The sequence below is a fragment of the Endozoicomonas sp. 2B-B genome, assembly GCF_053470045.1.
In genome coordinates this window covers 3,829,416-3,855,055 of sequence record NZ_JBLZMU010000001.1, presented here as the reverse complement: position 1 = coordinate 3,855,055, position 25,640 = coordinate 3,829,416, and the positions used below count along the sequence as shown (strand labels likewise).

Here is a 25,640-nt window from a genome sequence, read left to right as displayed (position 1 = left end):
TTCCGTAAACCGCCTCAGGTTACTCTTTTCACTACATCATCAGATGTATCAGGAAGCACTCTCTCCCGCTTGCTGTGCGTTCCGGGAGGAGGCTTGGGAGATTGTGATGACGGTCACTTTAGGGGATCTCCGGACAGGAGAGGAAGCTCGGGTCTTCGCTTTCAGGGAAGCAGGCTTAGCCTATCGTCGTAAGCTTCTGGCCATGGGCCTGACGCCTGGAACCTGTTTCAGAGTATGCCGGGTCGCGCCTCTGGGTGACCCTATTCAGCTCCAGGTTCGGGGATTTCAACTCAGTCTGCGTCGTCACGAAGCGGCAGCCGTTGAAGTGACTCGTCTATGAACGAACATGTGTTTGCGATTGTAGGCAACCCTAATTGCGGCAAAACCACTTTATTCAACAGTTTGACGGGGGCCAGTCAGCATGTAGGCAATTGGCCTGGTGTTACTGTAGAAAAGCGCAGTGGTCGCTATGAGTATAAAAGCCAGCTCGTTGAAGTGGTTGACCTGCCCGGTACCTATTGTCTGGACGTGGTTGATGATCAGGTATCGATGGATGAGCGCATTGCCCGTGACTTTATCCTTGCCCGTGAAGCTGAGCTGATCGTCAACGTTGTCGATGCTTCAAATATTGAGCGTAACCTGTATCTGACCACACAGCTGTTGGATATGGGACTCCCCGTTCTTGTTGTCCTCAACATGATGGATGTTGCCAGGGACAAAGGTCTCAAGATCAATGCTGAAAAGCTGTCCGAACAGCTCGGTTGCCCTGTTCATGCCATGATAGCCTCCAGAAACAAAGGAACACCGGGGCTCAAGGATCTTATTAATCAATGCTTTTTTAACGGAGTTGAACCGGCAAAGCCGCAATCTCTGGGAAGCGTTCTGGAAGAATCTGTTACTTGCCTGCAGGCACGTGTTGCCAGTGAGATTGAAGATCGCTCAATTGCACGTTGGGTGTCGCTTAAATTACTGGAGGGCGAGGCCGGTTATGTTGACCAGGTTTCTCAGGGTCTGTTGGAGGCTGCGGTTTTGGCACGATCCCAACTTGAGGACGCCTATGATGCAGAGATGGATATCCTGGTGGCAAACGGTCGCTATGAAAGCATCAGCCTCATCATGAAGGATACTGTCAAAAGCATGGGGAATGTAAGTCAAGGTCTTACTGAGCGTGTCGACCGCATTGTCCTGAATCGACTGGTGGGGTTGCCGGTTTTCTTTGGCGTTATGTATCTGATGTTCATGTTCTCTGTGAACATAGGCAGTGCTTTTATAGACTTTTTCGATATTCTCTCAGGCACTTTCTTTGTCGATGGTGTGAGCCATCTGCTTGAAAGTATCGCTGCGCCGGACTGGATTATTGCGCTGCTGGCCAAAGGTGTCGGTGGCGGTATCCAGACTGTCTCTACCTTCATACCGGTAATTGCTTTTCTGTTCCTGTTCCTTTCAGTACTGGAGGATTCAGGTTATATGGCCAGAGCCGCTTTTGTTATGGACAGGGCAATGCGTTTTCTGGGGCTTCCCGGAAAGGCTTTTGTGCCTATGTTGGTTGGGTTTGGCTGTAACGTACCGGCCATTATGGCGACCCGGACGCTGGAAAATCAGCAGGACCGGATGCTGACCATTGCCATGGCGCCTTTTATGTCCTGTGGTGCGCGTCTTCCTGTCTATGCGTTATTTGCTGCGGCCTTCTTTCCCGGTTTCGGTCAGAATGTGGTTTTTACACTCTACCTGACGGGTATTCTGGCTGCGGTGGTAACGGGTTTGATGCTGAAGAAGAGTCTCTTCAGTGGAGAGGTTACACCTTTTGTTATGGAGTTACCTAACTATCACAGGCCGTCAGTCAAGCATGTACTGCTGAGAACCTGGAGTCGACTGAAAGCCTTCTTGTTCAGGGCAGGTAAAGCGATAGTTCTCGTAGTAATGATACTCAATACCCTGAACTCTGTAGGAACTGACGGCAGTTTTGGCCATGAAGACACCCGGTCATCTGCGCTTAGTAAAATAGGTCAAACCATTTCACCTGCTTTTGCTCCCATGGGTATGTCAGAAGATAACTGGCCGGCGGCTGTTGGCCTGTTCACAGGCATTCTGGCAAAAGAGGCGGTGGTTGGCACGCTAAACTCCATGTACACCTCCATCGCTGAGCAGGAGAATGGCACTCAAGCCCAAGCCCATAATTTTGACTTTATGTCTGGTTTTAAGGAGGCCATGGCAACCATTCCTGTCAATCTTTCAGAGGTGGTATCTTCTCTGACAGATCCTCTTGGACTCAGTGTTGGTGATTTGAGTAATCTGGAATCAGTAGCGCAGGAACAGGCAGTGGAAGTTTCCACCTTCGCGGTCATGCAAAGACTGTTCATCAGTGATGCGGCTGTCGTCGCTTATCTCCTGATGATCCTGCTCTACACACCCTGTGTTGCAGCCCTGGGGGCTATTTATCGGGAATCAGGCCTTCGCTGGACATTCTTTGTGGCGGGCTGGACTTTCTTCATGGGATATTCAGTGGCTACTCTATACTACCAGTTGTCCCGAATTACTATTCAACCACTGACATCCCTGAGCTGGCTGTCCATCATAATGCTGGCCATGACTCTGGTGTTTCTGCTACTCAGGAGGGCAGGGCAGAGAATGCTATTCACTTCAGAAGATCTACCTGCTGAAACACTCAGAAGCTCTACAGGAAGCCATTGATGCTGCTATCAATCAGAGATTTTCTGTCAGAAAAAGGGATCTGTACTTTGGCTGAACTGAGTCAGCATTTTGAAGTAGACCCTGAAGCCATGCAGGCCATGCTGAGTCACTGGGTCAGGAAAGGAAAAGTGGCGGAGGAGTCATCTGGCTGCAAACAGGGGTGTGTCGCTTGTGGGCCTGAACAGTTGATTGTCTATCGTTGGTTAAGCTCGAGTCACTACGATCTCATTCCTGTCTGTGTTCAGAGTGATTAACCCGATATCGATAGACAGGGCTAAGGTATAAATCGTTAGCCTTATTCGTACGTTCAGGCTGCCATCCCGGTAGCCTGAATGTGTGGCTGACGATGTAACAGCCATCCTTCAGTTTCTCCTTGAATGCTCGGGATAACTTTTCCATAGCGCCCGGATAGAGATAGCATACGACCAATCCGGCTTCTTCCCATTGATGTTGAAAAATATCCTGCTGAATGATGATGACATTTTTCAGATGGCTGCAGCGTATTCGGCTGATCCAGTAGGGGAGGGGAGAACGTTCAATTCCGAAGATGATGCGGTCAGGATAGGCATTTGCCAACACTGAAATCAGAGAACCAAAACCACAGCCCAGTTCATAAATGTTGCCATCGACCCTTGAAGGCAGGGTTTCCAGTAGTTTTACTCTTACCTTGCCAGAAGTGGGTGTTGGAGTGATGCCCAAACGCAGGCTCCAAAAGACAATGGTCGTAGTTATCAGGCAGCCTGCAAAAAAGATCAGAATCAGAATTGTGTGTTCAAAGTTAATCATTCCCTTAAAGAACTTTATTACCCGCCAGGTTTTTATATTGCTCTTTATTTGACGCTTTGATCAAGTTCTGGCTGGACAGTTTTGCTGTATGAACTAGCTTACAAACAGAGTCTCAAGTCAAGTAGTGCGATGAATAGTGCAATAAACAGTGCAATAAATAGTGCGATAAATGGTGCCATGAGAAAATTGGCGATCACTGGCGTATTCTCATTGGTCACAATCGTCATTTGGCCTCTCTATGCAGCCGAACCTGTGCCGTCTATTGAAAGTCTGGATGCAGGCTTCCAAAAACTGCAATCAGTACTTGGGCGGTATGAGCCGATGCATGCCAGGCAGTTCCGTATCATTATTGACAAGGAGTATAAAAATAAACCTGTCGAAAATGAGCCGGAAACACTGACCATCTCTAAGGGTGAGGTGCTCATTGGTAATCCTTATCGAATGGCGGATGGCATTGCTTTTGATACGATTGAAGCCATCAGGAATACGTTTTACGAAATTAATAAACATGATCAGCGCAAGAAAAAGTTTCGTGAGCACCGCTATCTGGCGATTCGCTACGTATTAAGAATAGATGCCGAACATCAATGGCATTTTGAAAGCAGTGTACTGTCCCACAGTGATCCTGCCGTGGTGGAGTCCCATGCCCTTACAGGCAATGTCGACTGGCTGAAAAACGGCTTTGAGCTGACAGGTTTTACCTCGGGTGTTGCATACACAGCGGGAGTTAAGCCTCTGCCCATAGCGGTCTATGCTCAATTAAAATTCATACGTGCCGGTGATGAATTGTACATTGATGATCAATGGCAGGATTATAAAATGACCAAAGGTCCCAATGGCAAGCTACTGCCATTCCCGGATTTCAATCAGCCCGTCGGGCGCCCTCAGTCCTGGTACAGTCGGGAAGCTTCTTACTATGAGTAAAAGCCTATCGTCATCTATCGCGATGCGCTTCGGCTGCCAGATGGTTAGGGAGCATAGTTGGTTTAGATTTGCGCCACCGACTTTGCTGGTTTGACTTTTTTAGGTGTTTGCAACAGAGTGACATTTTCCTGATTTTGACCAAAAATATTAGCTCTTTAAAAAGATGTTAAAAATCATATGGTTATAAATGGCTCAAAAAATTGGGGTGAATTTGATATTTATTCCTAAGTTGCTGTTATATAAGTGGTTTGATGCTTTATACTCTGGTTCACTGCCGTGCAGGCAGCTTAGAAAATAGGTAGGATTGGTTGGCTGTCGTATTTCAACGAGCTTGGGAATTGATAAAAGAGGGCTTTCAAGCCCTCCCGGATCGGTCGATCAGATATCAATCACGTCAAAAGGCACTAATGGATTAACATCCGCCTCATAATCAACGCCTTCAACACCAAAACCAAAGAGTTTCAGGAACTCTTCCTTGTATTCAATGTAATCAGTCAGCTCGGCCAGGTTTTCGTTGGTCAGTGCTGGCCAGAGTGCCTGACAGTGTGATTGAATGTCATCCCTCAGCTCCCAGTCATCCAGGCGCAGGCGATTGGTGTCGTCCACTGCCGGAGCCTGGCCGTCTTCTCTGTAAAGGCGATCACGGAACATTCGGTTGATCTGCTCGATACAGCCTTCATGAACACCTTCTTCGCGCATCTTTTTGAAGACCATGGCGATATAGAGGGGCATTACCGGAATGGCGGAGCTGGCCTGGGTAACGACACTCTTCAGTACTGCGATGTTGGCTGAACCATTCAGGCTCTTGAGTTGTTTATCAATGGCGTGGGCGGCACGGTCGAGATCCTTTTTGGCTTGACCCAATGCACCTTCCCAGTAAATAGGCCAGGTAAGTTCGGTACCAATATAGCTATAGGCCACAGTTTTACAGCCTTCTGCCAGGACACCGGCTTCTGAAAGAGCTTTTATCCAGAGTTCCCAGTCTTCACCCCCCATTACCGTCACCGTTGCTGCTACTTCTTCTTCGGTCGCAGGCTCAACAGAGGCTTCAAACAGTTGATCTTTGTTGGTGTCGACGGCAGTCGCCTTATAAGGCTGTCCCATAGGCTTGAGTACGGAACGGATCACTTCACCACTGTCAGGCAGTTTACGGACGGGAGAAGCCAGGGAATAAACTACCAGATCGATCTGGCCCAGATCTTCCTTGATCAGTTCGATTGTCTTGGTTTTGGCTTCGTGACTGAATGCATCTCCGTTCAGGCTTTTTGCATAAAGACCTGCTTCATGGGCCAGCTTTTCGAAAGCGGCAGAATTGTACCAACCTGCCGTACCGGGTTTTTTTTCGGTCGCAGGCTTCTCGAAGAAAACACCGATGGTGGCCGCGCCTGAACCAAAAGCCGCAGTAATTCGAGAGGCAAGGCCGTAACCACTGGAAGCACCAATGACCAGGACCCGCTTGGGACCCCCGGCCACTTCACCCTGAGCCCTGGTATAAGCGATCTGCTCTTTAACGTTCTGCTCACACCCGACAGGGTGGGTCGTTGTGCAGATAAATCCGCGAATCCTTGGCTTGATAATCATCTTTGGCTCCGGTTAACGATAAGAGACGGCACACGGTTCACTGTGCCATAACAGTCGAGTAAAGCTTATCCAAAACCGGCAGGGTGGAAAAGGCGCAGGCGGTATAGATCAGTCGGTATATTGATACGAAATGTATCAAGAGCTCTCAAGATAGAAAAGTTTGTCCCGAACACTGCGCTTAAAGTCGCTTGGCGTGAGCTGGAAGTGTTTCTGAAACAGTCGGCTGAAATAGTCAGGGTCTGTGTATCCGGCCTGGTAGGCTGCTTCCCTGATTGAAAGGTCGGTACTTTTCAGGAGATCCGAGGCCAGGGTCAATCTCATTCGCTGAATATAAGCGGTGGGGGAGAAGCCCGTTGCTTCCTTGAATCTTCTGTGCAGCGTTCTTCGTGTCAAGCCTGAAGCTGCTACCAGGTTTTCCATCTCAATAGCTTCACAATAATGCTGCCTTATCCATTCCTGAAGCCGGACGATGATTTCATCGTTATGAGCGGTTGTGTGATCTTCGGCGAACAGCATCTGATCCATAGGTCGACGAATTTCGTGGGAGAACTGCTGCTCGACCTTATGGGCAATTTGTTCTCCCATGCTCAGCTTAATAAGGTGAACCATAAGATCGGCAACCGAGTTGACACTTCCGGCACAGAATATTCTGCCTGAGCGGGTAATCAGGTGGTGGGGTTTAAAATCAACCTTGGGATAGTGTCGCTTTAATCGTTCAAGAAAATACCAGTGAGTCGCTGCGGGCTGGTGATTCAATAAACCTGTTTCGGCCATAAATGTGACCCCGGTTGCTGCTACGCAGAAGGTAGCGCCCTGCTGATGCTGATACCTTAGCCATTTCACCATTGCTCTGGATTGTTTGACCACGGGTAGGGGATTGCGCCAAAGGCCGGGCACAATGACAAGGTCTCCGGGACCTGTTTCAGAAAAGGTCACTTCCGGTGTCAGAGGAATTCTGCTCATGCTGATGATCGGGTTAAGTTGCTCGGCACAGAAACAGATTTTGACGTCTGGGTGTTGATGTCTCAGTCGACTATAGGTGACTCCTGCCTGGATCATTTCAAGGGGTAAACTGATGCTGGTAGACAGCATATGATCCACAAGGGGAATCATAACTCTATTCAGTGAAAGCGTTTTCTGTACCAATGCACCGGCCTTTGAATTCGATGGTATGGCGTAATAATCTGGTATATTGGCGTAAATGTACAGATGAGTTGATGAATGTCCTATTAAACTACCGCTATATCTTTTCTCTAAATGGAGTTGTTACCGTGAGCAGATTGCCGGTCATTGTCGCGCAGGGAGGCATCAGCCCGGCGGGACGAAGTTCAGGGTTTCATGGCTATCATCGCCTGATATTTGATCAATTGGGTGCTCAGCAACAGCAGAAAACATTGTCTGCTATCGCACGACTCAGGGGTTTGGATAAAGACACACCGGCAGACACCATTCTTTCAGGTACTTTGATCAGGCAGCTGGAAACCAACCTGTTTGATAATAATGCTCTCTATTATCACCAGCCCCTCAAAGCCGACAAGGGTTCCGAACTGATTCTGCCCAAGTGCAGGCTGCCCAGGCCATTACCGGAAAACTGGCAGGTAGAAGAACTGAATGATGGTCGAAATGTCAGAGTGTGTTTTTCTGGTGCGCAAACCCTGATGTTGCCTTCAACAAGAGCAGGTTCGGTCAATGCTGCTGGTCAGTTACCCAGCGGTTTTGATCCTGCTGCGCTCTACCAGTCCAGACATCATCCCCGTTCACTGGCTATGACGGTTTATGGTGCCTCAGATGCCTTGCAATCCTCTGGTTTGGATTGGCAGCTCTTAAAAGACAATTTGTCTCCCGAACAGATTGCTGTCTATTCTGGCAGTGCCATGAGCCAGCTCGACTATAACGGCTATGGCGGTATGCTGAAAGCCCGCCTGATGGGTAAGAGGGTTAGTTCCAAGCAATGTCCACTGGGCTTTGCTGAAATGTCTGCTGACTTTATCAATGCTTATATCCTGGGTTCACTGGGTAATACCGGCACTTCAATGGGAGCCTGTGCGACCTTGCTTTATAACCTGCAGCTGGCAGTAAACGACATTCGTTCCGGCAAGCGCCGTGTGGTGATTGTTGGCAACAGTGAGGCACCGGTCATTCCTGAAATCATGGATGGCTATAGCACCATGGGAGCTCTGGCTACGGATGATGCTTTGAGGAAGCTGGATGGTCTTGACGATCTTACCAACCCCGATTGGAGTAATGCCTGTCGTCCTTTTGCAGAGAGTGCCGGTTTTACCATTGCCGAGTCTTCTCAATACTTTGTCTTGATGGATGATGGACTGGCGCTGGAGACCGGTGCTGAAATTCTCGGGGCGGTGGCTGATGTTTTTGTGAACGCAGACGGCTATAAGAAATCCATTTCAGCGCCCGGTGCCGGCAACTATCTGACCCTTGCCAGGGCTGCCGCTCTTGGCAGGGCGATTCTGGGAGAGGACGCTCTGCGACAGAGAAGTTTTGTTCAGGCTCACGGTACCGGTACCCCACAGAACCGGGTGACTGAATCCCGCATCCTCAATGAAACGGCTCGTCATTTTGGTATGAATAACTGGCCTGTCACTGCAGTTAAGAGCTATCTGGGTCACTCTATTGGTGCGGCTGCCGGTGATCAGCTAATGTCGACACTGGGTGTCTGGCATCAGGGCATTATTCCCGGAATCAGAACCATTTCCGGCATTGCTGAAGACGTTCATCATTCACACCTTGAAATCAGTATGAATCACAAACAGATGGACCCATCACAGATGGCCATGTCGCTGATCAATGCCAAAGGTTTTGGGGGCAACAACGCTACGGCACTGGTTCTGAGTCCTGATATAACCCGTGAGATGTTAAAAGCCAGACACGGCGAGCAGGCACTTTCATCCTGGCAGCAGTGCTATGAAACTACGTTCCGCCGTCAGGAAGAGTATGAGTCTGCACAGCTGTCTGGCCAGGCGGAGCCTATTTATCTATTTGGTGAAGGGGTTCTTGGAGAAGACGATCTGGAGTACACCGACCAATCCATTAAGGTACCCGGTTTCGGCCACCCGGTGAATCTGGAAGTAGATAATCCTTTCTGGTCTTTTTGATCTTGGAAGCCTGATGAAGTGGGGGCACCACCTTTCCAGCCCTGGACATAAGAAGAGTTAATGTATCCCGTTATTCGGCTGCACTGGATGATATCATTGAGTCATACCCGAGCAAACGTTCAGTTGATTTATGGTCTATTTTACGGGCATGTTCTTCAAAAGCTTTACATCATTATCCGGGCTGGTCATTGAGTTATGTATAAAGGTAGACTCAATCAGTCCTCAGTATCTCATTAAAGGGAGAAAGTCATAATGAGAACCAGACTCAAACTGACCGGAATACTGATTAGCTCTATTGTTCTTACTGGCATGGCTGCCAGTAGGGTAACGGCAGATGAACAGGCAGGAAGAGTGGAAGTCAGTCACGCCAACAGTACTCATTTAACGCTTTACCCGGACAAAACCCTGGTTCGTCAGCAGTTCAAAGTGCTTCCCGGATCGGATGGGAGCCTGGTCGTCGAAGGCATGGCCGATGACTGGGAAGATGACAGCCTTGAGCTGGAATACATCAAAGACAAACAAGGTCTGGTGCCCGATAGCCTCACTTGGCACAGAGGTGGGCTGGACCGGGATCATCTATACAACAGGTTGGTCGGCAAGTCGGTTGAACTCGTAGGGGGAGGGCTGAACGTTCCGGTACAGGGTGTGTTGCTCTCCTATGACAGTGGAATGGGTCTGGTCCAGGGCAGTAATGGTCGACAATACCTGGTGGACTGGAACGATCCGCAGGGTATCAGGCTGGCTTCGCGCGAACAGGTTTTTCTGGAAAAAGACTATCAGACTCGTCTGATAGCACGCTTCCCGGATCTGGAAGGTACCGACCAGTTACGTCTTTCTTACATCACGCCTTCCATTCGCTATTCAAGCCATTATCGAATGACTCTTGATGATGATGGAAAGGCTCGTATTGAGCTGACGGCGCTGTTAAACAACAACACAGAAACCGATTACAACAACGCAGATATCAAGCTGGTGGCCGGTGATATGGGGCGACCCAACGTGGGCTATGCCCATAAAATGGTGAGGGCGAATGCTGCCAGTCCCATGCCCGGTCAGGAAAATCAGCGGGTGGGTGAAGTCATGGTCATACCCTTGCCGAAGGATCAAACGAAACTGACCCCGTTCTCCTGGCAACAGATGACGCTCTACAAGGAAGATCAGATAGCACTCGATCATTACTATCAGCTGGATGTCAATGGACGTTCATATTCGGGCAGAGGTTCAGATCTGCAAAGACCCAGACTGAATTATCGCTTTAAGGCAGGGCGCGATCTTCCTGCGGGTGAGGTGAGAATTCTTGAGTCTACCGGCGACGGCACTGTGATTATCAGTGGTAATGCCATGATTCCCCAGACCACCAAAGGGGATTATGCCCATCTTGCTATGGGCGAAGCTCTGACTGTGAGGGTTGAGAGAAAGCGTGTTGACAGTCAGCAGCGCGAGAAGGAGCTGATCAGTCGCTGGCAGGCCGTCGTATTCAATGACAGTGATGAAGAGGTGACCTTGATGATGACAGATCGCGATCATTCTCTGATTAAGTTGGAAGATGTGAAAGGCGGTACTCTGGAGCAGACTGACACCATCAAAGTCAAAGTTCCCGCAAAAAGCAAGAAAACCTTTACATATACCTCGGTATACACTCGGTAATACCGTTCAGGTCAGAAGTCTGAAGGCAATAGTTGTTCAGGCTTCTGGCAAAATAAAATGCAACTTACTACAGATCAAAGGCTCATGCTCAATTATCCATCCATTGTAGTTCTGACTGGTGCCGGTATTTCTGCCGAGTCGGGTATTCGAACCTTCAGGGGCAGTGATGGCCTTTGGGAAAACCATTCGATTGAAGATGTCGCCACGCCGGAAGGTTATTATCGCAATCCGGCCCTGGTGCAGGCTTTCTACAATGACAGGCGACAACGACTGAGTGAAGTGGTTTGTAATGCTGCTCATAAGGCTCTTTCAGACTTTGAAAAGTCTTTTGATGGTGAGTTTCTGCTGGTAACCCAAAACGTGGATGATCTGCATTCCCGGGCGGGCAGTCAGAACCTGATTCACATGCATGGTGAGCTTTATAAAGCGAGTTGTCAGGATACAGAGCAGGTTTTCGAGTGGTATGAGGATCTGACTACCGAAACACTCTGCCCCTGTTGTCAAATGGCGGGCAATTTGCGGCCTCATATCGTCTGGTTTGGTGAAATGCCCCTGGAGATGGATCGTATCTTCAAAGCTTTGTCGCAGTGTGATCTTTTTGTATCCATCGGAACTTCAGGTAATGTTTATCCGGCTGCTGGCTTTTTTGAAGAAGCCAGAGCTGCGGGTGCCGAAACTGTAGAGTTGAATCTTGAGCCCGGCTCCAACGCCTCCCGGTTTGATCGAAGTCTAAGCGGTCCTGCTACTGAATTGGTTCCTGAATTCTTTAATACTTTGCTGGAATAGATGTACGGCAATATTTTCCTATCTCAAATTTTTCGATGCCCTGCATGTTATGCTTCTTCTCAATTGGAGGAAGCGGAGTGTGTTTTTTTTGGCAGTTCGTGCTTCTGTTCCGAAGAGGAATTTTTTACTTTTGGGGTATTATCCAAAGGCGGCAGTTTGTCTGAGTGGTCAGGCTTGTAATCTGAATGCAACGGGTCAACGCCATCAGGCGCGTGTTGAGATACAGTGGCTGCAGAACAGCCAGAGACTGCCTCTTCCCTAAAGTCACCGACGAATATAGCAGCTCTTTTACCAGCGCGCCTTTGACCAAGCGTTTGACCAGTAGCCGGAAAGGCAACAAAATTGAAGAGTTCAGGGTTGATACTGTTATACCTTGTAAACAGATGCTTCAAAACATCTTTAGTGAAGACGCTGCTGAGACAGCCTGAATATTCAAATTCAATCCTGATAATAGGTTTGTCCGATGTACACTCCGATACTGTTCGTTTTACAAAAAGAGACTGTCCATCTGCAGACCAGCTGAACGAGGCTTTTTCCAGAGACTCAGGGGGAAACCATACCATTGGAACAGCATCAAATCGGTAAGTAACCGAGGTACCGGGCAGGCCAACAGAGACAACAGAGGTAGTACCTTTGATTTCGGGCGGATGAACAAGAATATTCAGCGATGATAAGAAGAAATTTTGCTTGGCTTTACCTTTAAATGACTTCACGTAGCTGAGGTAACCTGCATTCCTGTAATTAGCAGTAGCGTGGTAATCATGGTCAACGATCCACAGATACTCAGGGAACAAATCTGCCGGTGCCTGCGCCATAACCGCTCGAACCGTTGTCATAACAATCAGAAAAATAACAGTTTGTCGCACCAGAAATACCTGCTGCTTTATAACAAACGGTAACTATAGACGCTCAAAATGGTTCTGCAGACAACCTTGATCGGAAAATAAAAAATAAAGGGCAATCACAAGCTAAAGGCATTAAAGGAAGGACCAACAGCTGTCACCAATTCATCATGAAACTGACACCCTTGTAACATCACTGTGTCTTATTTCTTACATACCCTGTGCTCGCAAAATAACCCATAACAATCGGGAGTCCTCGTGAGAGTTCTGAGTTTTATACCACTGATTGTTTTTTCACTATTGCTGAGTGGCTGTGACGATGAAACAGAAACCGCCAATGGTGACAATAATACCAGTGAATACCACTGCCCAGTTGAATAAATAGTAAAGGCAATCAGCTAATTATGAAAAAAGCGTTGAGTCGTCGTAAATTTTTAAAAGCGTCAGGTATCGGTTTAACTGGAGTGACAGCATCAGGGTTGCTTCCACCTTCAATTGTGAAGGCTTTATCCATTCCGGCAAATAATGTCCATGGCAACATCAATGATGTCGAGCATGTGGTTATATTGATGCAGGAAAACCGGGCTTTTGACCACTATTTTGGAACCTTGGCAGGGGTTCGTGGTTTTGCTGATCGCCATCCTGTTCCTACGGTGTATGGCAATGTCTGGAAGCAAAAATATAAGCAACGAAATAATGAACGCTTTATTTATCCCTATCATCTGGATGCGGAACAGGGTAATGCCCAGCGGGTGAATGGTACGCCACACACTTTTCCGGATGCCCATGAAGCCTGGGATCACGGGCGCATGAGCGATTGGCCAACCTATAAAGAAGATCAGTCGATGGGTTACTACACAGAGGCTGAATTACCTTTTCAATTTGCCCTGGCCGATGCTTTTACTGTCTGTGATGAATACTACTGCTCATTCCATGGGGGAACTAACCCTAACCGGCTGTATCATTGGACGGGTATCAATCATCACGAACTGGACCCTAACCCACCTGCCATTTTTAATGATTATGATAGTCTGGGCTCGTCCAGTGAAGGGTATACATGGACAACCTATCCCGAGCGTCTGGAGCAGGCGGGTGTCAGTTGGAGGATTTATCAGAACTTACCTGATAATTTTACAGACAACCCTCTGGCCGGTTTTAGACAGTACCGGGAAGCCAATGAATCAAAAGGCAATCAATCCAATGGTAAGCCTTATCCCGAATGGTCAGAAGACGATGACAACATAAGCCCTTTGCTGAAAGGCGTCGCCAATACCATGGCTGACGGTGGCTTTTTGGAAAGTCTTAAAAATGATATTGAAAACAAAACTTTGCCACAAGTGTCATGGATTATTGCGCCAGCAACTTATTCCGAGCACCCGGGACCTTCGTCACCGGTACAGGGAGGCTGGTATACACAGGAAGTTCTGGATGCATTAACCAGTGACCCGGACACCTGGAGTAAAACAGTCCTGATTATCAATTTTGATGAAAATGATGGTTTCTTTGATCATATGCCTCCACCTTGCCCGCCTTCCCTGAGTGAGGGAGCTTTTCATGGTGAAAGTACTGTTGATACAACCGGAGAGTATCACACTGAAAATCAGGCTTATGGTCCGGGTCCAAGAGTTCCGGCATTGATTGTTTCTCCGTGGAGCCGGGGAGGCTGGGTGAACTCACAGGTGTTCGATCATACGTCGGTGTTACAGTTTCTGGAGAAGCGTTTTGGAGTGATCGAAGAGAATATTACGCCTTTTCGCCGTGCGGTTTGCGGTGATTTATTATCGGCGTTTAATTTTGAAAACCCTAATGACGAGCCATTGCCATCGCTACCGGAAATGACTAAGTCCGAGGCTGATACCATAAGATTCTTCCAACAACTATTGCCACAGATTAATCCTCCGGCTGAAGATGACCAGCTACCGCCCGCTGCGGATGCAGGTATCCGGCCTTCAAGAGCTCTTCCTTATGAGCTGCACGTCAACGCTTTGGTCGATATTGATCAGTATTCCGTTGTTCTGACTATGACCAACAGTGGACAGCAGGGCGCGGTGATTCATGTCTATGATCAACTGAATCTGGAAGAGATACCTAAGCGTTTTGTCATTGGAGCCGGAGATACCGTACGGGCTACATGGCCGACATCTCTCGACAATAAGTATGACTTGTGGGTGCTCTCTGCTAACGGTTTTCATCGTCAGTTTAAGGGAACCTGCGAGCAGGAACATAACCAGGAAGTCTCCGTATGTTATGGAGTTAACAAGGAAACGCCGTCGGTTCTTGTCAAGCTGGAAAATCTTGCAGATACAGAGAAGCGTGTAACTGTAGACTTCTCAGCCTACGAGCCAGGTAATCAAAAGACTGTCACTCTGGCAGCCGGTGAAAAATCGTCTGTTGAGCAGTTTATCAAGCCTGCATCCAACTGGTATGAGCTGGAAGTCAGTGTTGAAGGAAGTGACACGTTCAGACGTTATTGTGGCAGGGTTGAAAATGGCACTCATGGCGTTTCAGACCCTCTGATGGGGTCATAAAACTTCTGAAAATTCAGAGGGTGCCCAAGGTGATGGGTGATAGCAATCGAACTTTCTAACTTCCTATTGCGCTGAAGATTTGAGCCTTAATCCTGCGTTGGCGATCGGCGCCATAGTTAAGGCTATGACTCCTCACGCCGCCTTGTCTCAAGGCTCAAATCTCCATGCTCATCATGGCAGTTAGCAAGCACGATTGGTATAACCTTTGTTTTTAGCCACATTGGCTGTCAGTCTGGGAGGTTTGGCTCATGATGGATATTTTGAGGCAGGATGACTATGGAAAAATAACTGGCCAGATGAAATGATAACCCTTAGTAATACTTTTTTAGACACTATCTGCAGGACATTCTATTGAGCCCTTCAACATGTCAGCTTCCAGATGGTCTGGTTGATGCAATGCGACATTTCAGTGCAATTGATGCCATCTATCTATACGGTTCACGGGCAAAAGGGAATGCCAGGGACGACAGCGACTGGGATCTTGCTGTTATTTATACAGATTATGAAACCGATCTTCTGGAACGTGCCGTCCGGCCACAAATGATTGAAGCCGAGCTAGAGCGGCTGTACCCCGAGCTTGAACTCAGTGTTGTTGATCTTCGAGAGGTACCTGTGCCTCTGCAATGGAACATTATTCAGGGTATGAAACTATTTGACCGCTATGTTCCGGCCGTTCGCCGTCTTGAGCATGCCATTATTTCTGCCTGGGAAAAAGACTATGAACGATAAAGTGTACCTGCAGGACATCCATAAACCTTCGTTTTCAACTGACCCACGGATTTGGTGAGGGCTGCCCAGACTGAGGCCGGATGATCAGAACCATAGTACCTTAGTCAATTACCCTGAAATCTTCACGAGTACCGCTATTCCAAGGAATACTGGAAATTTGAAAGGTTCGTCAGGGTCAGTCAGAAGAAGCTGAAGAGGACTTTTTACTTGATCGTTTACTTAACGGTTTACTTGGTCGCTGAAATGGATGGGTTCACTGGCAAGTGCTTCGTTGAGAGTCTGCTCAATCGCTTTTAAGTATGAAGGCGATAATATGGTGTTGAGTCGCCGGCATCGTCGGCCTGACGCAATGCTTGATAATGGGTATTTTGTTGGTCACGAATGATGGTTTCTACGGGCAAAAAAGCCATTGGCTCAGCAATGGCATCACGGATGGAAGGTCGCAACGGCGTAAAAAGCCCTTGCTACACAAGAGTTTCAGGCAAAAAGAAACCCGCGACTCTGGGGGAAGAGTACGCGGGCTAAGACCATTTTAGGAGTGAAACATAGGTACACAATGCAAGTATCAAGGCCACTTAAGTCAGCAGCCCAGACTGATTGATCGTAGGGGGAAGTCGACCGGATCAGTAGAAGTAATTATGGTGCAGATTCTTCTCGCGTCCACTAAGCTATAAGATCAATTCTGAATAATCAGCTTTTTTATTACTCTTGAATGATTTGATGCCTCTCAGTTTATTCACCAGGCGTCAGTTCAAAGTGTTTCTGTTGTCCAGAGTCTCTGAGCCTGAGCCACTGTTTAATCCTATCTGCTGCAGTTCTTTCACCTCATCAGGGGTGATATAAAGATCTCCTTCCTTACCTTCCAGAGCACCATGGCCATGCCAGGGAAGCAGTTTGTAGTCCGAATGGTGGGTATAATCGAGAAAGGGGTATTTAATGATCTGGAAATAGGGAGAGTAGTCAAAGTCACTGGGTGTGCAGAGTTTGGGGTTGCGCTGAAACAGCTGAACACCATTTTCTCCATTCATCTTCACCAGAGGCAAAATCGGGAAGTGAATAAAACTGAATGCCTCGGCAATCATACTGGAGCAAACAGTTTTGGTTTCATCTCCGGGTGAATGTTGAAATAAAGTGGAACGCCAGCGCCTGGGCATTATGGAATAAGGGAAGAAAAAGCGGGCCAGGTCCAATATATGGCGCACGTTGTAATCAAGACCCAAACGGCTGACAGCATAGTGAATGACCTGCTGGCTGTCGGAATAGTTTAATCCATTGGGTCGACAAATTCTCAGGTGTTCACCTTCATAGCGGCTTAAAGGGTGTACGACTGTTCCAAATCCAAGCTCGCTCTCAATGATAAGTTGATCATCCGGAGAGCCGTCATAAGACTCTTTAACGGTCTGTCGAATACGGTCGTCTTCTATATCATGCAGGCGGCCAACATAAAGCATGGCATGGGACCAGGGGCTCTGGGTGATCTGTTTGATGACATTGCTGACTCGAGATTTACCTTCAACGAGCACTACATCGCAGGGCTTAAGCTCATGGCGGATTCTTTCGAAATCACAGAGAGGTCGGTTGTTGTCTTCAGGCTGTTGCATGAGCCATTTGGTGAGTAAGCCAGCGAGTGATTTGAAGAGCTGCATTGTTTTTCCCTGTCGTTCTTCGACTATGCACTTCTCCATAACTTCAGTGCTTCAACTTAAATAGTAGCATTTGTCATATCCCTGATAGGGTCATGGGTGACTTCTAATCTCGATCTTGCGAACTATCCTTTCTGGATCGATCGAGTGTCCGGCAGAGATAAATCAGACGGCGTCCTCATTAAGACGATATAATGTCTTTGTTGCATCCGTGTTTCATTCGAGTACTGACGTTTCGCCAGAACAATGACAACAGACTGAGGGGCCGAATTATGAGTGATCAATCCATATCACCCGGACAGCTGGCTGAGAGCATGAAGCCTCTCCTGAAACAGCAGGGGTTACCTCCTGTTCATTCATGGAATCCCGATTTTTGTGGGGATATAGACATGAAAATCTGTCGGGATGGCAGTTGGCTCTACATGGGATCACCCATAGCCAGAGAGTCCATGGTTAAACTGTTTTCTAACATTCTCAGGCATGATGAGGATGACTGTTTTTATCTGGTGACCCCGGTAGAGAAGGTGAGAATCCAGGTAGAAGATGCTCCGTTTGTGGCTGTCTCCGTTGAAAATAATGACAATGGCCTGACTTTCACTACTAACGTAGGTGATAAAGTGACTCTGGATCGAGAGCATCCTTTGTGGGTGAATATTGATTCGTCGACGGGAGAGCCTTCACCGTACATCAGAGTCAGGGCTCAGCTGGATGCTCTGGTTCATCGTAACGTCTTCTATCAACTCATTGAGATGGCAGAAGAAAAATCTACGGAGCATGATGATGTAGAGTTGTGCCTCAACAGTCACGGTCAAACTTTCACCATTGGCAGTATAAAACCTGAATACTGATCCGGGATGGGAGTCAATAAATCTGCCTGAGCATCCATAAAACAGAAAAGGAGCCTGATGGCTCCTTTTCTGTGTAACCCGAGCTACATGTTCGGGTAGTTAGGGCCGCCGGTACCTTCCGGAGCTACCCAGGTAATGTTCTGAGCAGGGTCCTTGATGTCACAGGTTTTACAGTGAACACAGTTTTGACTGTTGATCTGGAAGCGTTGTTCGCCGGACGTTTCCTCTTCGACAATTTCATAGACACCGGCCGGACAGTAACGCTGAGCAGGCTCGTCGTATTTTGGCAGATTATCTTTCAGAGGAATCGATGCGTCCGCCAGTTTCAGGTGGCAGGGCTGGTCTTCTTCATGGTTGGTGTTGGACAGGAACACAGAACTCAGGCGATCAAAGCTGATGACTCCATCCGGTTTTGGGTAATCAATCTTCTTGCTATCAGCGGCTGGTTTCAGGGTTGCATAGTCGGGTGTTTTATCATGCAGGGTAAACGGCAGCTTGCCGCCAAAAATATTCTGGTCGACAAAAGCAAAGCCGGCACCCACAAAATTGCCCCACTTATGCATGGCCGGTCCAAAGTTTCTCTGCGCCTTAAGCTCTTCACCCAGCCAGGAGTTTTCAAAAGCCCGGGCGTAAGAGGTGAGATCTTCACCACCTTCGGAACCAGTGCTGATTGACTTGAAAACTTCTTCAGCCGCCAACATGCCGGACTTCATGGCCGTATGAGAGCCCTTGATTTTGGCACCGTTCATGGTGCCGGCATCACAACCGATCAGAATGCCACCGGCAAAGGTCATTTTTGGCAGCGACTGAGGTCCACCTTTAGCAAGGGCGCGGGCACCGTAAGAAACCCGTTTGCCTCCCTCTAGGAATTTCTTGATGGTTGGGCTCTGTTTATAACGCTGGAACTCTTCAAACGGACTGATGTGGGGGTTGGAGTAACTCAGGTCGGTAATGAGACCCAGAACGACCTGATTGTTTTCAATGTGGTAAAGAAAGCCACCACCGGTTGAGCCGCTTTCAGTCAGAGGCCAGCCAGCGGTGTGCACTACCAGGCCCTGAGAGTGGTTCTCTGGAGCTATATCCCACAACTCCTTGATGCCTATACCGTAATGCTGAGGGTCTTTACCTTCGTCCAGATTAAAACGGCTGATAAGTTCTTTGCCCAGTTGACCACGACAGCCCTCTGAGAAAAGGGTGTATTTGGCGTGCAGTTCCATGCCAGGCATGTAACTGTCTTTTTTCTCGCCATTGGCAGAGATGCCCATGTCACCAGTAGCAACCCCTTTAACACTGCCATCTTCGTTGAACAGAATTTCGTTGGCAGCAAAGCCTGGGAAAACTTCTACACCCATGCTTTCTGCCTGCTCGGCCAGCCAGCGGCAGAGGTTACCCAGGCTGATGATGTAATTGCCTTCGTTGTGCATGGTCTTGGGTACAAAGACCCCCGGCACTTTCAGAGCCTTTTCCTGAGAACTCAACCAGTAGATATCGTCGGATGCGACAGCGGTATTCAGTGGCGCACCTTTTTCTTTCCAGTCAGGAAACAGTTCATTCAGAGCAGTGGGTTCGAATACGGCGCCGGACAGGATGTGTGCTCCTACCTCTGATCCTTTCTCAACGACGCAGACAGAGAGTTCCTGACCCGCTTCCTGTGACAGTTGCATAAGACGACATGCTGCAGACAAACCGGATGGACCAGCGCCCACAATTACCACGTCGAATGGCATAGACTCGCGTTCCAAAATGAATCCCCTCCCTCACCGAGTTATCATATGGTGATTTTCATACAATATTTTTTATCTGATGACGCTTTAACTTTTCCGGTTAAATTTTCCGGCTGCCGTTGTCAGAAGAATCTGCCAGCATGAAAATCAAACAGTTGTTTGAATTTTTTTCTGCATTATACTGTCTCATACGCAAATAACCAGCATTCGCTGAGTCGGAGTCCGTTCGACGCAGAAGAGTGTCAGGTGGCTTTCTGCCAATGAGATGCCTCTGAGGCAGTTTGCAGAATATGCGATAATGCTCGGGTGCTCTAATAAAAGGCACTGGTCAGACAAATTGTTCATAAAACTGCTTGATAATCATCAATCTTGAACATAGGTTTGAACCCTTATTGACGTGCTGTTAGACTGCCCACACAGCAGTGATGTGAAACAATGATAACAATTGATGCTCCGCGCGATGTTTTCGGAGATTTCATGCCCTGCCTCACAACCAAGTATCCAGTCATAGTATAAATAAGGAAGGCTGCGAACCCATGAAAATTCTTGTAGCCGTTAAGAGAGTCATCGACTATAACGTCAAGGTTCGTGTAAAAGCGGACCATAGTGATGTCGATCTGACGAACGTAAAAATGGCCATCAACCCTTTCTGTGAAATTGCTGTTGAAGAAGCGGTGAGACTGAAGGAAAAGGGTGTTGCAAGTGAAATCGTTGTCGTATCTCTCGGTACCAAAGAGAGTCAGGAGCAAATACGCACCGCTCTGGCTCTGGGTGCTGATCGCGGCATTCTGGTAGAAACCGAAGAAAAGCCCGGTTCTCTGTCTGTTGCCAAACTGCTGAAAGCCATTGTTGATGAAGAAAAGCCGGATCTGGTGATTCTGGGCAAACAGTCCATCGACAGTGATAACAACCAAACCGGTCAGATGCTGGCGGCACTGTCTGGTCTTCCTCAGGGTACTTTCGCCTCTGAAGTGACTGTAGAAGATGGTAAGGCCTGTGTCACTCGTGAAGTTGATGGTGGTCTGCAGACTGTTTCCCTGTCACTGCCCGCTATCGTGACGACTGATCTGCGCTTGAATGAGCCTCGTTATGCTTCCCTCCCCAACATCATGAAGGCCAAGCGTAAACCTCTGGACGTCAAAACACCTGCAGATCTGGGTGTTGAGGTAACTTCCTCCCTGAACACACTCAAAGTTGAGCCGCCCGCCGAGCGCAGTGCCGGTATCCGTGTGGGCAGTGTTGATGAACTGATCGAAAAACTGAAAACAGAAGCGAAGGTAATCTAATGGCTATTCTCGTAGTTGCAGAACATGATAATGCAGCCTTGGGCGCAGCCACTCTGAATACTGTAGCGGCTGCCCGCCAAATAGGCGATGATGTTCATGTATTAGTCGCCGGGTCCGGATGTGGTTCTGTTGCCGAAGCAGCATCAGCCGTTGAAGGTGTCAACAAGGTTATGGTTGTGGACAACGCCGCCTATGAGCATCAGCTGGCAGAAAATGTCAGTTTGCTGGTTGCTGAGCTGGGCAAAGGCTATAGCCATATTCTGAGTGCTGCCAGTACCGGCGGTAAAAACTATATGCCTCGTGTTGCTGCTCTGCTGGATGTTGATCAGATTTCTGACATTATCCGTGTAGATAATGCTGACACTTTTGCCCGTCCTATCTATGCCGGTAACGCCATCGCAACAGTACAGAGTGGTGCTCCTGTGAAGGTTATCACCGTTCGTGGTACCGGCTTTGATCCTGTCGCCGCTACAGGTGGCAGTGCAGCTGTTGAACAGTTGGATATTGCCCACGATGCAGGTATTTCTTCTTTTGTCAGTGAAGAAATGGCCAAGTCTGATCGCCCTGAGCTGGGTGGTGCCAAAATCGTAGTATCCGGTGGTCGTGGTATGGGTAATGGAGAAAACTTCGAAATCCTGTATAAACTGGCTGACAAGCTGGGTGCTGCCGTAGGAGCTTCCCGTGCTGCGGTGGACGCAGGCTTTGTTCCTAATGACATGCAGGTCGGTCAGACCGGCAAGATTGTTGCTCCCAACCTCTATGTTGCTGTAGGTATTTCCGGTGCGATCCAGCACCTGGCAGGTATGAAAGACTCTAAAGTCATTGTTGCCATCAACAAGGACGAAGAAGCGCCTATCTTCCAGGTAGCCGACTATGGTCTGGTAGCAGATCTGTTTGAAGCTGTACCAGAGCTGGAAGGCAAACTCTGATTTCAGAGTCTGATGTTGCTATCAGGCTGGTAGCATAATAAGCCTGCTGTACGGTATTATTCGTGCACAGGCTTTTTTGGTGGCATTGGAATGATTTACCATCAGGGAAGTAAGAGACCGATTAGGAAAATAACAACTATAAAGATGCAGGTTGGAGTGTTTCATGATTCGCGTACTGATTGCTGACGATCATGATCTGGTGAGAACGGGGCTATCCCGTATGCTTTCTGATGTACAGGAGCTGGTCATTGTCGGAGAGGCCAGCAGTGGGGAAGAAGCCATTGAGAAATGTCGAAGCCTGAAGCCTCAGGTTGTCTTGATGGATGTTCGTATGCCAGGCATTGGTGGTTTGGAAGCCACCCGCAGAATTAATCAGTCATTCCCGGGAATTCAGGTCATTGCTGTCACCGTCTGCAATGATGAGCTTTATCCTGCCAAGCTGATGGAAGCCGGTGCAGTCGGGTACGTGACCAAAGGCATCAGTATCGACGAGATGGTGACCACCATCAAGTCAGTGGTCGTTGGCAAGCGTTGCATTAGCCCTGATATTGCACAGCAAATGGCACTGAAATCGTTACGTCCTTCCTCCGGCTCCCCCTTTGAAAAACTTTCCAGCCGGGAAATGCAGATATGCCTGATGATCGTCAACTGTGAAAAGGTGCAAACTATTTCAGACAAACTGTGTCTGAGTAGTAAAACGGTGAACAGTTATCGCTACCGTATTTTTGAGAAGCTACAAATAAACAGTGATGTGGAGTTAACTCATCTGGCCATTCGATGTGGCCTGATTGAAGTGGGGCAGGATATTGTTTCTGTCTAATCAGCCGTATGCTCTGAACTAAAGTTTCAGTAGGTCTCTGGGTTGGTTTGTCAGTATACTGTTCGAAATTAATCGACAGTATTAACACTCCATGACAGGCTCAATGGTTCAGGGTGAAGAAAAAGAGCGCTTCGATCACAAGGCTTTTCTAAAACAGGCGCCCAGACAGCCGGGTGTCTATGACATGCGGGACAATCTCGGGAATACCCTCTATATCGGTAAGGCGAAAAATCTTAAAAACCGTCTTTCCAGTTACTTTCGTCCTACTGGTCTGACCACCAAAACCATGGCACTGGTCAGCAAGATACACACCATAGAGGTTACCATTACCAACTCTGAGTTGGAGGCTCTGCTGTTAGAGCAAAACCTCATCAAGGACCGGAAGCCGCCCTACAATATCCTTCTCAGAGACGATAAGTCCTATCCCTTTATCTATCTTTCTCTAGAAGATGAGTACCCTCGCATTGGCTATCAGAGAGGTCGGAGTAAAAGTAAGAAAGGCTTGTTTTTCGGTCCTTATCCCAGTGGTGGTGCCGTGCGGGAAAGTCTGAATCTTCTGCAAAAGGTGTTCAAAGTCAGGCAGTGTGAGAACAGTTATTTCCGCAATAGAAGTCGTCCCTGTCTCCAGCACCAGATTCAACGCTGTAAGGCTCCGTGCGTCAATCTGGTCAGGTCGGAAGAATATCAGCAAGATGTGCAGGATACTCGTGAGTTTCTGGAAGGAAAGAGTCAACAGCTTATCCGTAAACTGATCAAGAGAATGGAGAATGAGTCCGAAGCGTTGAGGTTTGAAGAGGCAGCTGAAATTCGGGATCAGATCAGCCAGCTCAGACATGTCCAGGAGCAACAGTCGGTCAACCGCAGCACCGGCGATGCTGACATAGTCGGTTACAGCAACCAGATGGGTAAGGTCTGTTTTGCGGTGCTTTTTTTTCGCAATGGTCAGCTATTGGGTCACAAGAGTTACTTTCCGAACTTCAGACTGGATCTGCAACCGGAAGATCACCTGTCAGAATTTCTAGCCCAGTTTTATATCAAACTCGCCAATAGTCGCAATTTTCCCGCTGAGATTATCTTGCCCATTGCCATGGAAGATCATCAGGTACTTGAGCAGGGAATCAGTCAGTTGTCGGGTAAAAGTGTAAAAATCAAGCATCGGGTGAGGGGGGAGCGACAGGACTGGTTGAAGCTGGCAGAGAAAAATGCACAGATGAGCCTTCAGTCTGAGCTGGCCGGGAAAACTCACCAGCGCAAGCGCACGGAACAATTGGGTAAGCTGCTGAAGCTGAAAGAACCTTTAACCCGGTTTGAGTGTTTTGATATCAGTCATACCATGGGAGAAGCAACTGTTGCCTCCTGTGTTGTTTTTAATCAGGATGGGCCTGATAAAAGCCAGTATCGGCGTTTCGACATAACAGGCATTGAGCCCGGTGATGATTATGCAGCCATGAAGAAAGCCCTACATAAGCGTTATAAAGGCTTGGCTGAGCATCCAGAGAATACACCTGATCTGATATTGATTGATGGCGGTAAGGGGCAGTTGAGGGTGGCAGAGGAAGTCATGTACGATTTGTCTCTGCAACATATTCCTTTATTAGGTGTCGCTAAAGGAGTTTCCAGGAAACCAGGTCTTGAAACACTGATCTATAAGGGCAGGGAGCTAGCTGCACTGAAACAAGATGGCGCTCTGCTACTGATTCAACATATACGAGACGAGGCTCACAGGTTTGCCATTACCGGCCACCGGCAGAAGCGCAGTGTTGCCAGAAAGCGATCAACTCTGGAAGATATTCCGGGCATTGGTGCCAAACGTCGTTCTGCATTGCTCAAGTTCTTTGGGGGGCGTCATGGCGTAATGAATGCACCAGTAGATGAGTTGGCAAAAGTCGAGGGAATCAGTCAGAACCTGGCAGAGCAAATACATGCTCATTTACATGGTTCCTAGGAGGCCGAAATTGACAGGCTTCTGGATTCGGGTTTGTACTCTGTCTCCTGACTGTGTAACTTATGCGGCTGTAAATACTTTCAACGACAGTCTGTCGGGTCTCCATCTGCACCAGACCATTCGAGGTTGTATGGGGGCTCTTATACAAAGATCTCAGCACTGTTTTCACATCATGGTTAGTTATCTGTTGCTATGAATATTCCAAATACTCTGACAATGCTACGCGTTGTTCTGGTTCCTTTTCTGGTCTTGATTTTCTACCTGCCCATAGAGATGCGTTACACCCTTTGTGCAGGCATCTTTGCAGCAGCTGCTATCACTGACTGGTTTGACGGATATCTTGCCAGGCGCTGGAATCAGACCACCCCCTTCGGGGCTTTTTTTGATCCAGTAGCAGACAAAATCATGGTTGCAACAGCGTTGTGTCTGTTGGTCGACGAATTCAGGGCAGCCTGGATGACCATACCCGCTGTTATCATTATTGGTCGGGAAATCGTTATTTCTGCTCTGCGTGAATGGATGGCCGAAATAGGAAAGCGTACCAGTGTGGCGGTGAATATGATCGGAAAATTTAAAACGGCCGGGCAAATGATGGCGATTACCTTGTTACTGCTTGCACCTGCTCCCCTGGAATCCATGATTGGTTATATTGGTCTGGCACTGCTTTACATTTCTGCGATCCTCACACTCTGGTCCATGTACGTATACCTTCATGCGGCATGGCCTGATCTGACACCATTCTCTAGGGCTGAAAGCTAATTCGTTGCTCCAATCTATTGACAGCAGACGAAATATTCTTAAACTACGCAGCATCTTCG

General features: G+C 48.1%; 23 protein-coding genes. 16 read left to right on the top strand and 7 right to left on the bottom strand.

The features are described 5' to 3' along the window. The first annotated feature begins 106 nt into the window (after positions 1 to 106). The 3 genes from ACOMHB_RS14650 to ACOMHB_RS14640 are packed head-to-tail and all read left to right on the top strand — an operon-like array spanning position 107 to position 2,945. Positions 107 to 340, top strand: a complete 234-nt coding sequence (locus ACOMHB_RS14650) for a FeoA family protein (protein ID WP_422133895.1) — start codon at positions 107 to 109, stop codon at positions 338 to 340. Beyond that, on the top strand, positions 337 to 2,691 hold the full coding sequence (gene feoB / locus ACOMHB_RS14645; RefSeq protein WP_448217173.1) for a Fe(2+) transporter permease subunit FeoB: 2,355 nt from the start codon (positions 337 to 339) through the stop codon (positions 2,689 to 2,691). Before ACOMHB_RS14650 ends, feoB begins: the two co-directional genes overlap by 4 nt. Beyond that, on the top strand, positions 2,691 to 2,945 hold the full coding sequence (locus tag ACOMHB_RS14640; RefSeq protein WP_448217172.1) for a FeoC-like transcriptional regulator: 255 nt from the start codon (positions 2,691 to 2,693) through the stop codon (positions 2,943 to 2,945). Before feoB ends, ACOMHB_RS14640 begins: the two co-directional genes overlap by 1 nt. Here ACOMHB_RS14640 and ACOMHB_RS14635 read toward each other — a convergent pair. Beyond that, on the bottom strand, positions 2,917 to 3,390 hold the full coding sequence (locus tag ACOMHB_RS14635) for a class I SAM-dependent methyltransferase (RefSeq protein WP_448217171.1): 474 nt from the start codon (positions 3,388 to 3,390) through the stop codon (positions 2,917 to 2,919). The two genes, ACOMHB_RS14640 and ACOMHB_RS14635, sit on opposite strands and share 29 nt — an antisense overlap. Positions 3,391 to 3,606: 216 nt before the next feature. Between ACOMHB_RS14635 and ACOMHB_RS14630 the strand changes: the two genes are divergently transcribed. After that, positions 3,607 to 4,401 (top strand): hypothetical protein, encoded by a 795-nt coding sequence (locus tag ACOMHB_RS14630; RefSeq protein ID WP_448217170.1) that lies wholly within the window; start codon positions 3,607 to 3,609, stop codon positions 4,399 to 4,401. A gap of 378 nt (positions 4,402 to 4,779) precedes the next feature. On the opposite strand, the gene fabV is transcribed toward ACOMHB_RS14630, so the two are convergent. Both fabV and ACOMHB_RS14620 read right to left on the bottom strand, forming a co-directional pair. Next, a complete protein-coding gene (gene fabV, locus ACOMHB_RS14625; RefSeq protein ID WP_448217169.1) occupies positions 4,780 to 5,982 on the bottom strand; it encodes an enoyl-ACP reductase FabV in 1,203 nt (400 codons plus the stop codon). 135 nt (positions 5,983 to 6,117) lie between these two features. Continuing rightward, positions 6,118 to 7,095, bottom strand: coding sequence for a GlxA family transcriptional regulator (locus ACOMHB_RS14620; RefSeq protein ID WP_448217168.1), 978 nt, complete (start codon positions 7,093 to 7,095; stop codon positions 6,118 to 6,120). A 158-nt stretch (positions 7,096 to 7,253) separates the two neighbouring features. On the opposite strand from ACOMHB_RS14620, the gene ACOMHB_RS14615 reads away from it, so the two are divergent. The 3 genes from ACOMHB_RS14615 (at position 7,254) to cobB (ending at position 11,528) form a co-directional block, all read left to right on the top strand. Next, positions 7,254 to 9,095 carry a beta-ketoacyl synthase gene (locus ACOMHB_RS14615; protein WP_448217167.1) on the top strand — a complete coding sequence of 614 codons (1,842 nt, stop codon included), beginning with the start codon at positions 7,254 to 7,256 and terminating at the stop codon, positions 9,093 to 9,095. 252 nt (positions 9,096 to 9,347) lie between these two features. Then, positions 9,348 to 10,742 carry a DUF4139 domain-containing protein gene (locus ACOMHB_RS14610; RefSeq protein ID WP_448217166.1) on the top strand — a complete coding sequence of 465 codons (1,395 nt, stop codon included), beginning with the start codon at positions 9,348 to 9,350 and terminating at the stop codon, positions 10,740 to 10,742. A gap of 57 nt (positions 10,743 to 10,799) precedes the next feature. Beyond that, positions 10,800 to 11,528: a Sir2 family NAD+-dependent deacetylase gene (gene cobB, locus ACOMHB_RS14605; RefSeq protein ID WP_448217165.1), complete on the top strand. Its 729-nt coding sequence runs from the start codon at positions 10,800 to 10,802 to the stop codon at positions 11,526 to 11,528. Between the two features lie 59 nt (positions 11,529 to 11,587). Here the strand turns inward: cobB and ACOMHB_RS14600 are convergent, their stop codons facing one another. Beyond that, on the bottom strand, positions 11,588 to 12,364 hold the full coding sequence (locus tag ACOMHB_RS14600) for a hypothetical protein (protein WP_448217164.1): 777 nt from the start codon (positions 12,362 to 12,364) through the stop codon (positions 11,588 to 11,590). A gap of 264 nt (positions 12,365 to 12,628) precedes the next feature. Here ACOMHB_RS14600 and ACOMHB_RS14595 point away from each other — a divergent pair, with 264 nt between their 5' ends. From ACOMHB_RS14595 to mntA, 3 genes are all read left to right on the top strand, one after another. Next, positions 12,629 to 12,751: a hypothetical protein gene (locus ACOMHB_RS14595; RefSeq protein WP_422133878.1), complete on the top strand. Its 123-nt coding sequence runs from the start codon at positions 12,629 to 12,631 to the stop codon at positions 12,749 to 12,751. Between the two features lie 23 nt (positions 12,752 to 12,774). Continuing rightward, the gene (locus ACOMHB_RS14590; protein WP_448217163.1) at positions 12,775 to 14,898 is read left to right on the top strand and encodes a phosphocholine-specific phospholipase C; all 2,124 of its coding nucleotides are present in this window, start codon (positions 12,775 to 12,777) and stop codon (positions 14,896 to 14,898) included. 351 nt (positions 14,899 to 15,249) lie between these two features. Continuing rightward, positions 15,250 to 15,627 (top strand): type VII toxin-antitoxin system MntA family adenylyltransferase antitoxin, encoded by a 378-nt coding sequence (gene mntA / locus ACOMHB_RS14585; RefSeq protein WP_448217162.1) that lies wholly within the window; start codon positions 15,250 to 15,252, stop codon positions 15,625 to 15,627. Positions 15,628 to 15,920: 293 nt separating this feature from the next. Here the strand turns inward: mntA and ACOMHB_RS14580 are convergent, their stop codons facing one another. Together ACOMHB_RS14580 and ACOMHB_RS14575 are read right to left on the bottom strand one after the other, a co-directional pair. Beyond that, positions 15,921 to 16,073 carry a hypothetical protein gene (locus ACOMHB_RS14580; protein WP_422133874.1) on the bottom strand — a complete coding sequence of 51 codons (153 nt, stop codon included), beginning with the start codon at positions 16,071 to 16,073 and terminating at the stop codon, positions 15,921 to 15,923. A gap of 300 nt (positions 16,074 to 16,373) precedes the next feature. Further along, positions 16,374 to 17,312, bottom strand: coding sequence for a YiiX/YebB-like N1pC/P60 family cysteine hydrolase (locus tag ACOMHB_RS14575; RefSeq protein WP_448217161.1), 939 nt, complete (start codon positions 17,310 to 17,312; stop codon positions 16,374 to 16,376). Between the two features lie 230 nt (positions 17,313 to 17,542). Between ACOMHB_RS14575 and ACOMHB_RS14570 the strand changes: the two genes are divergently transcribed. Continuing rightward, entirely contained in the window at positions 17,543 to 18,118 is a 576-nt protein-coding gene (locus ACOMHB_RS14570; protein ID WP_422133872.1) for a DUF1285 domain-containing protein, read from the top strand. Positions 18,119 to 18,201: 83 nt separating this feature from the next. Here the strand turns inward: ACOMHB_RS14570 and ACOMHB_RS14565 are convergent, their stop codons facing one another. Then, positions 18,202 to 19,845: an electron transfer flavoprotein-ubiquinone oxidoreductase gene (locus tag ACOMHB_RS14565; RefSeq protein WP_422133871.1), complete on the bottom strand. Its 1,644-nt coding sequence runs from the start codon at positions 19,843 to 19,845 to the stop codon at positions 18,202 to 18,204. A gap of 533 nt (positions 19,846 to 20,378) precedes the next feature. On the opposite strand from ACOMHB_RS14565, the gene ACOMHB_RS14560 reads away from it, so the two are divergent. The 5 genes from ACOMHB_RS14560 (at position 20,379) to pgsA (ending at position 25,581) form a co-directional block, all read left to right on the top strand. Beyond that, positions 20,379 to 21,128: an electron transfer flavoprotein subunit beta/FixA family protein gene (locus tag ACOMHB_RS14560; protein ID WP_448217160.1), complete on the top strand. Its 750-nt coding sequence runs from the start codon at positions 20,379 to 20,381 to the stop codon at positions 21,126 to 21,128. Continuing rightward, positions 21,128 to 22,057 (top strand): electron transfer flavoprotein subunit alpha/FixB family protein, encoded by a 930-nt coding sequence (locus tag ACOMHB_RS14555; protein ID WP_422411997.1) that lies wholly within the window; start codon positions 21,128 to 21,130, stop codon positions 22,055 to 22,057. Before ACOMHB_RS14560 ends, ACOMHB_RS14555 begins: the two co-directional genes overlap by 1 nt. A 163-nt stretch (positions 22,058 to 22,220) precedes the next feature. Further along, the gene (gene uvrY, locus ACOMHB_RS14550; RefSeq protein WP_448217159.1) at positions 22,221 to 22,877 is read left to right on the top strand and encodes a UvrY/SirA/GacA family response regulator transcription factor; all 657 of its coding nucleotides are present in this window, start codon (positions 22,221 to 22,223) and stop codon (positions 22,875 to 22,877) included. 91 nt (positions 22,878 to 22,968) lie between these two features. Further along, positions 22,969 to 24,822, top strand: coding sequence for an excinuclease ABC subunit UvrC (uvrC, locus tag ACOMHB_RS14545; protein WP_448217158.1), 1,854 nt, complete (start codon positions 22,969 to 22,971; stop codon positions 24,820 to 24,822). Between the two features lie 192 nt (positions 24,823 to 25,014). After that, entirely contained in the window at positions 25,015 to 25,581 is a 567-nt protein-coding gene (gene pgsA, locus ACOMHB_RS14540; protein ID WP_448217157.1) for a CDP-diacylglycerol--glycerol-3-phosphate 3-phosphatidyltransferase, read from the top strand. Positions 25,582 to 25,640: the final 59 nt, after the last annotated feature.

Bases quoted from the DNA above. Each gene is read 5' to 3' on its own strand.
- ACOMHB_RS14565 (WP_422133871.1), bottom strand. From the start codon at position 19,845: ATGCCATTCGACGTGGTAATTGTGGGCGCTGGTCCATCCGGTTTGTCT.
- feoB (WP_448217173.1), top strand. From the start codon at position 337: ATGAACGAACATGTGTTTGCGATTGTAGGCAACCCTAATTGCGGCAAA.
- fabV (WP_448217169.1), bottom strand. From the start codon at position 5,982: ATGATTATCAAGCCAAGGATTCGCGGATTTATCTGCACAACGACCCAC.
- ACOMHB_RS14620 (WP_448217168.1), bottom strand. From the start codon at position 7,095: ATGATTCCCCTTGTGGATCATATGCTGTCTACCAGCATCAGTTTACCC.
- ACOMHB_RS14640 (WP_448217172.1), top strand. From the start codon at position 2,691: ATGCTGCTATCAATCAGAGATTTTCTGTCAGAAAAAGGGATCTGTACT.
- ACOMHB_RS14650 (WP_422133895.1), top strand. From the start codon at position 107: ATGACGGTCACTTTAGGGGATCTCCGGACAGGAGAGGAAGCTCGGGTC.
- uvrY (WP_448217159.1), top strand. From the start codon at position 22,221: ATGATTCGCGTACTGATTGCTGACGATCATGATCTGGTGAGAACGGGG.
- ACOMHB_RS14610 (WP_448217166.1), top strand. From the start codon at position 9,348: ATGAGAACCAGACTCAAACTGACCGGAATACTGATTAGCTCTATTGTT.
- cobB (WP_448217165.1), top strand. From the start codon at position 10,800: ATGCAACTTACTACAGATCAAAGGCTCATGCTCAATTATCCATCCATT.
- ACOMHB_RS14570 (WP_422133872.1), top strand. From the start codon at position 17,543: ATGAGTGATCAATCCATATCACCCGGACAGCTGGCTGAGAGCATGAAG.
- ACOMHB_RS14575 (WP_448217161.1), bottom strand. From the start codon at position 17,312: ATGGAGAAGTGCATAGTCGAAGAACGACAGGGAAAAACAATGCAGCTC.
- uvrC (WP_448217158.1), top strand. From the start codon at position 22,969: ATGACAGGCTCAATGGTTCAGGGTGAAGAAAAAGAGCGCTTCGATCAC.
- ACOMHB_RS14560 (WP_448217160.1), top strand. From the start codon at position 20,379: ATGAAAATTCTTGTAGCCGTTAAGAGAGTCATCGACTATAACGTCAAG.
- ACOMHB_RS14600 (WP_448217164.1), bottom strand. From the start codon at position 12,364: ATGACAACGGTTCGAGCGGTTATGGCGCAGGCACCGGCAGATTTGTTC.
- ACOMHB_RS14630 (WP_448217170.1), top strand. From the start codon at position 3,607: ATGAATAGTGCAATAAACAGTGCAATAAATAGTGCGATAAATGGTGCC.
- ACOMHB_RS14590 (WP_448217163.1), top strand. From the start codon at position 12,775: ATGAAAAAAGCGTTGAGTCGTCGTAAATTTTTAAAAGCGTCAGGTATC.
- ACOMHB_RS14555 (WP_422411997.1), top strand. From the start codon at position 21,128: ATGGCTATTCTCGTAGTTGCAGAACATGATAATGCAGCCTTGGGCGCA.
- pgsA (WP_448217157.1), top strand. From the start codon at position 25,015: ATGAATATTCCAAATACTCTGACAATGCTACGCGTTGTTCTGGTTCCT.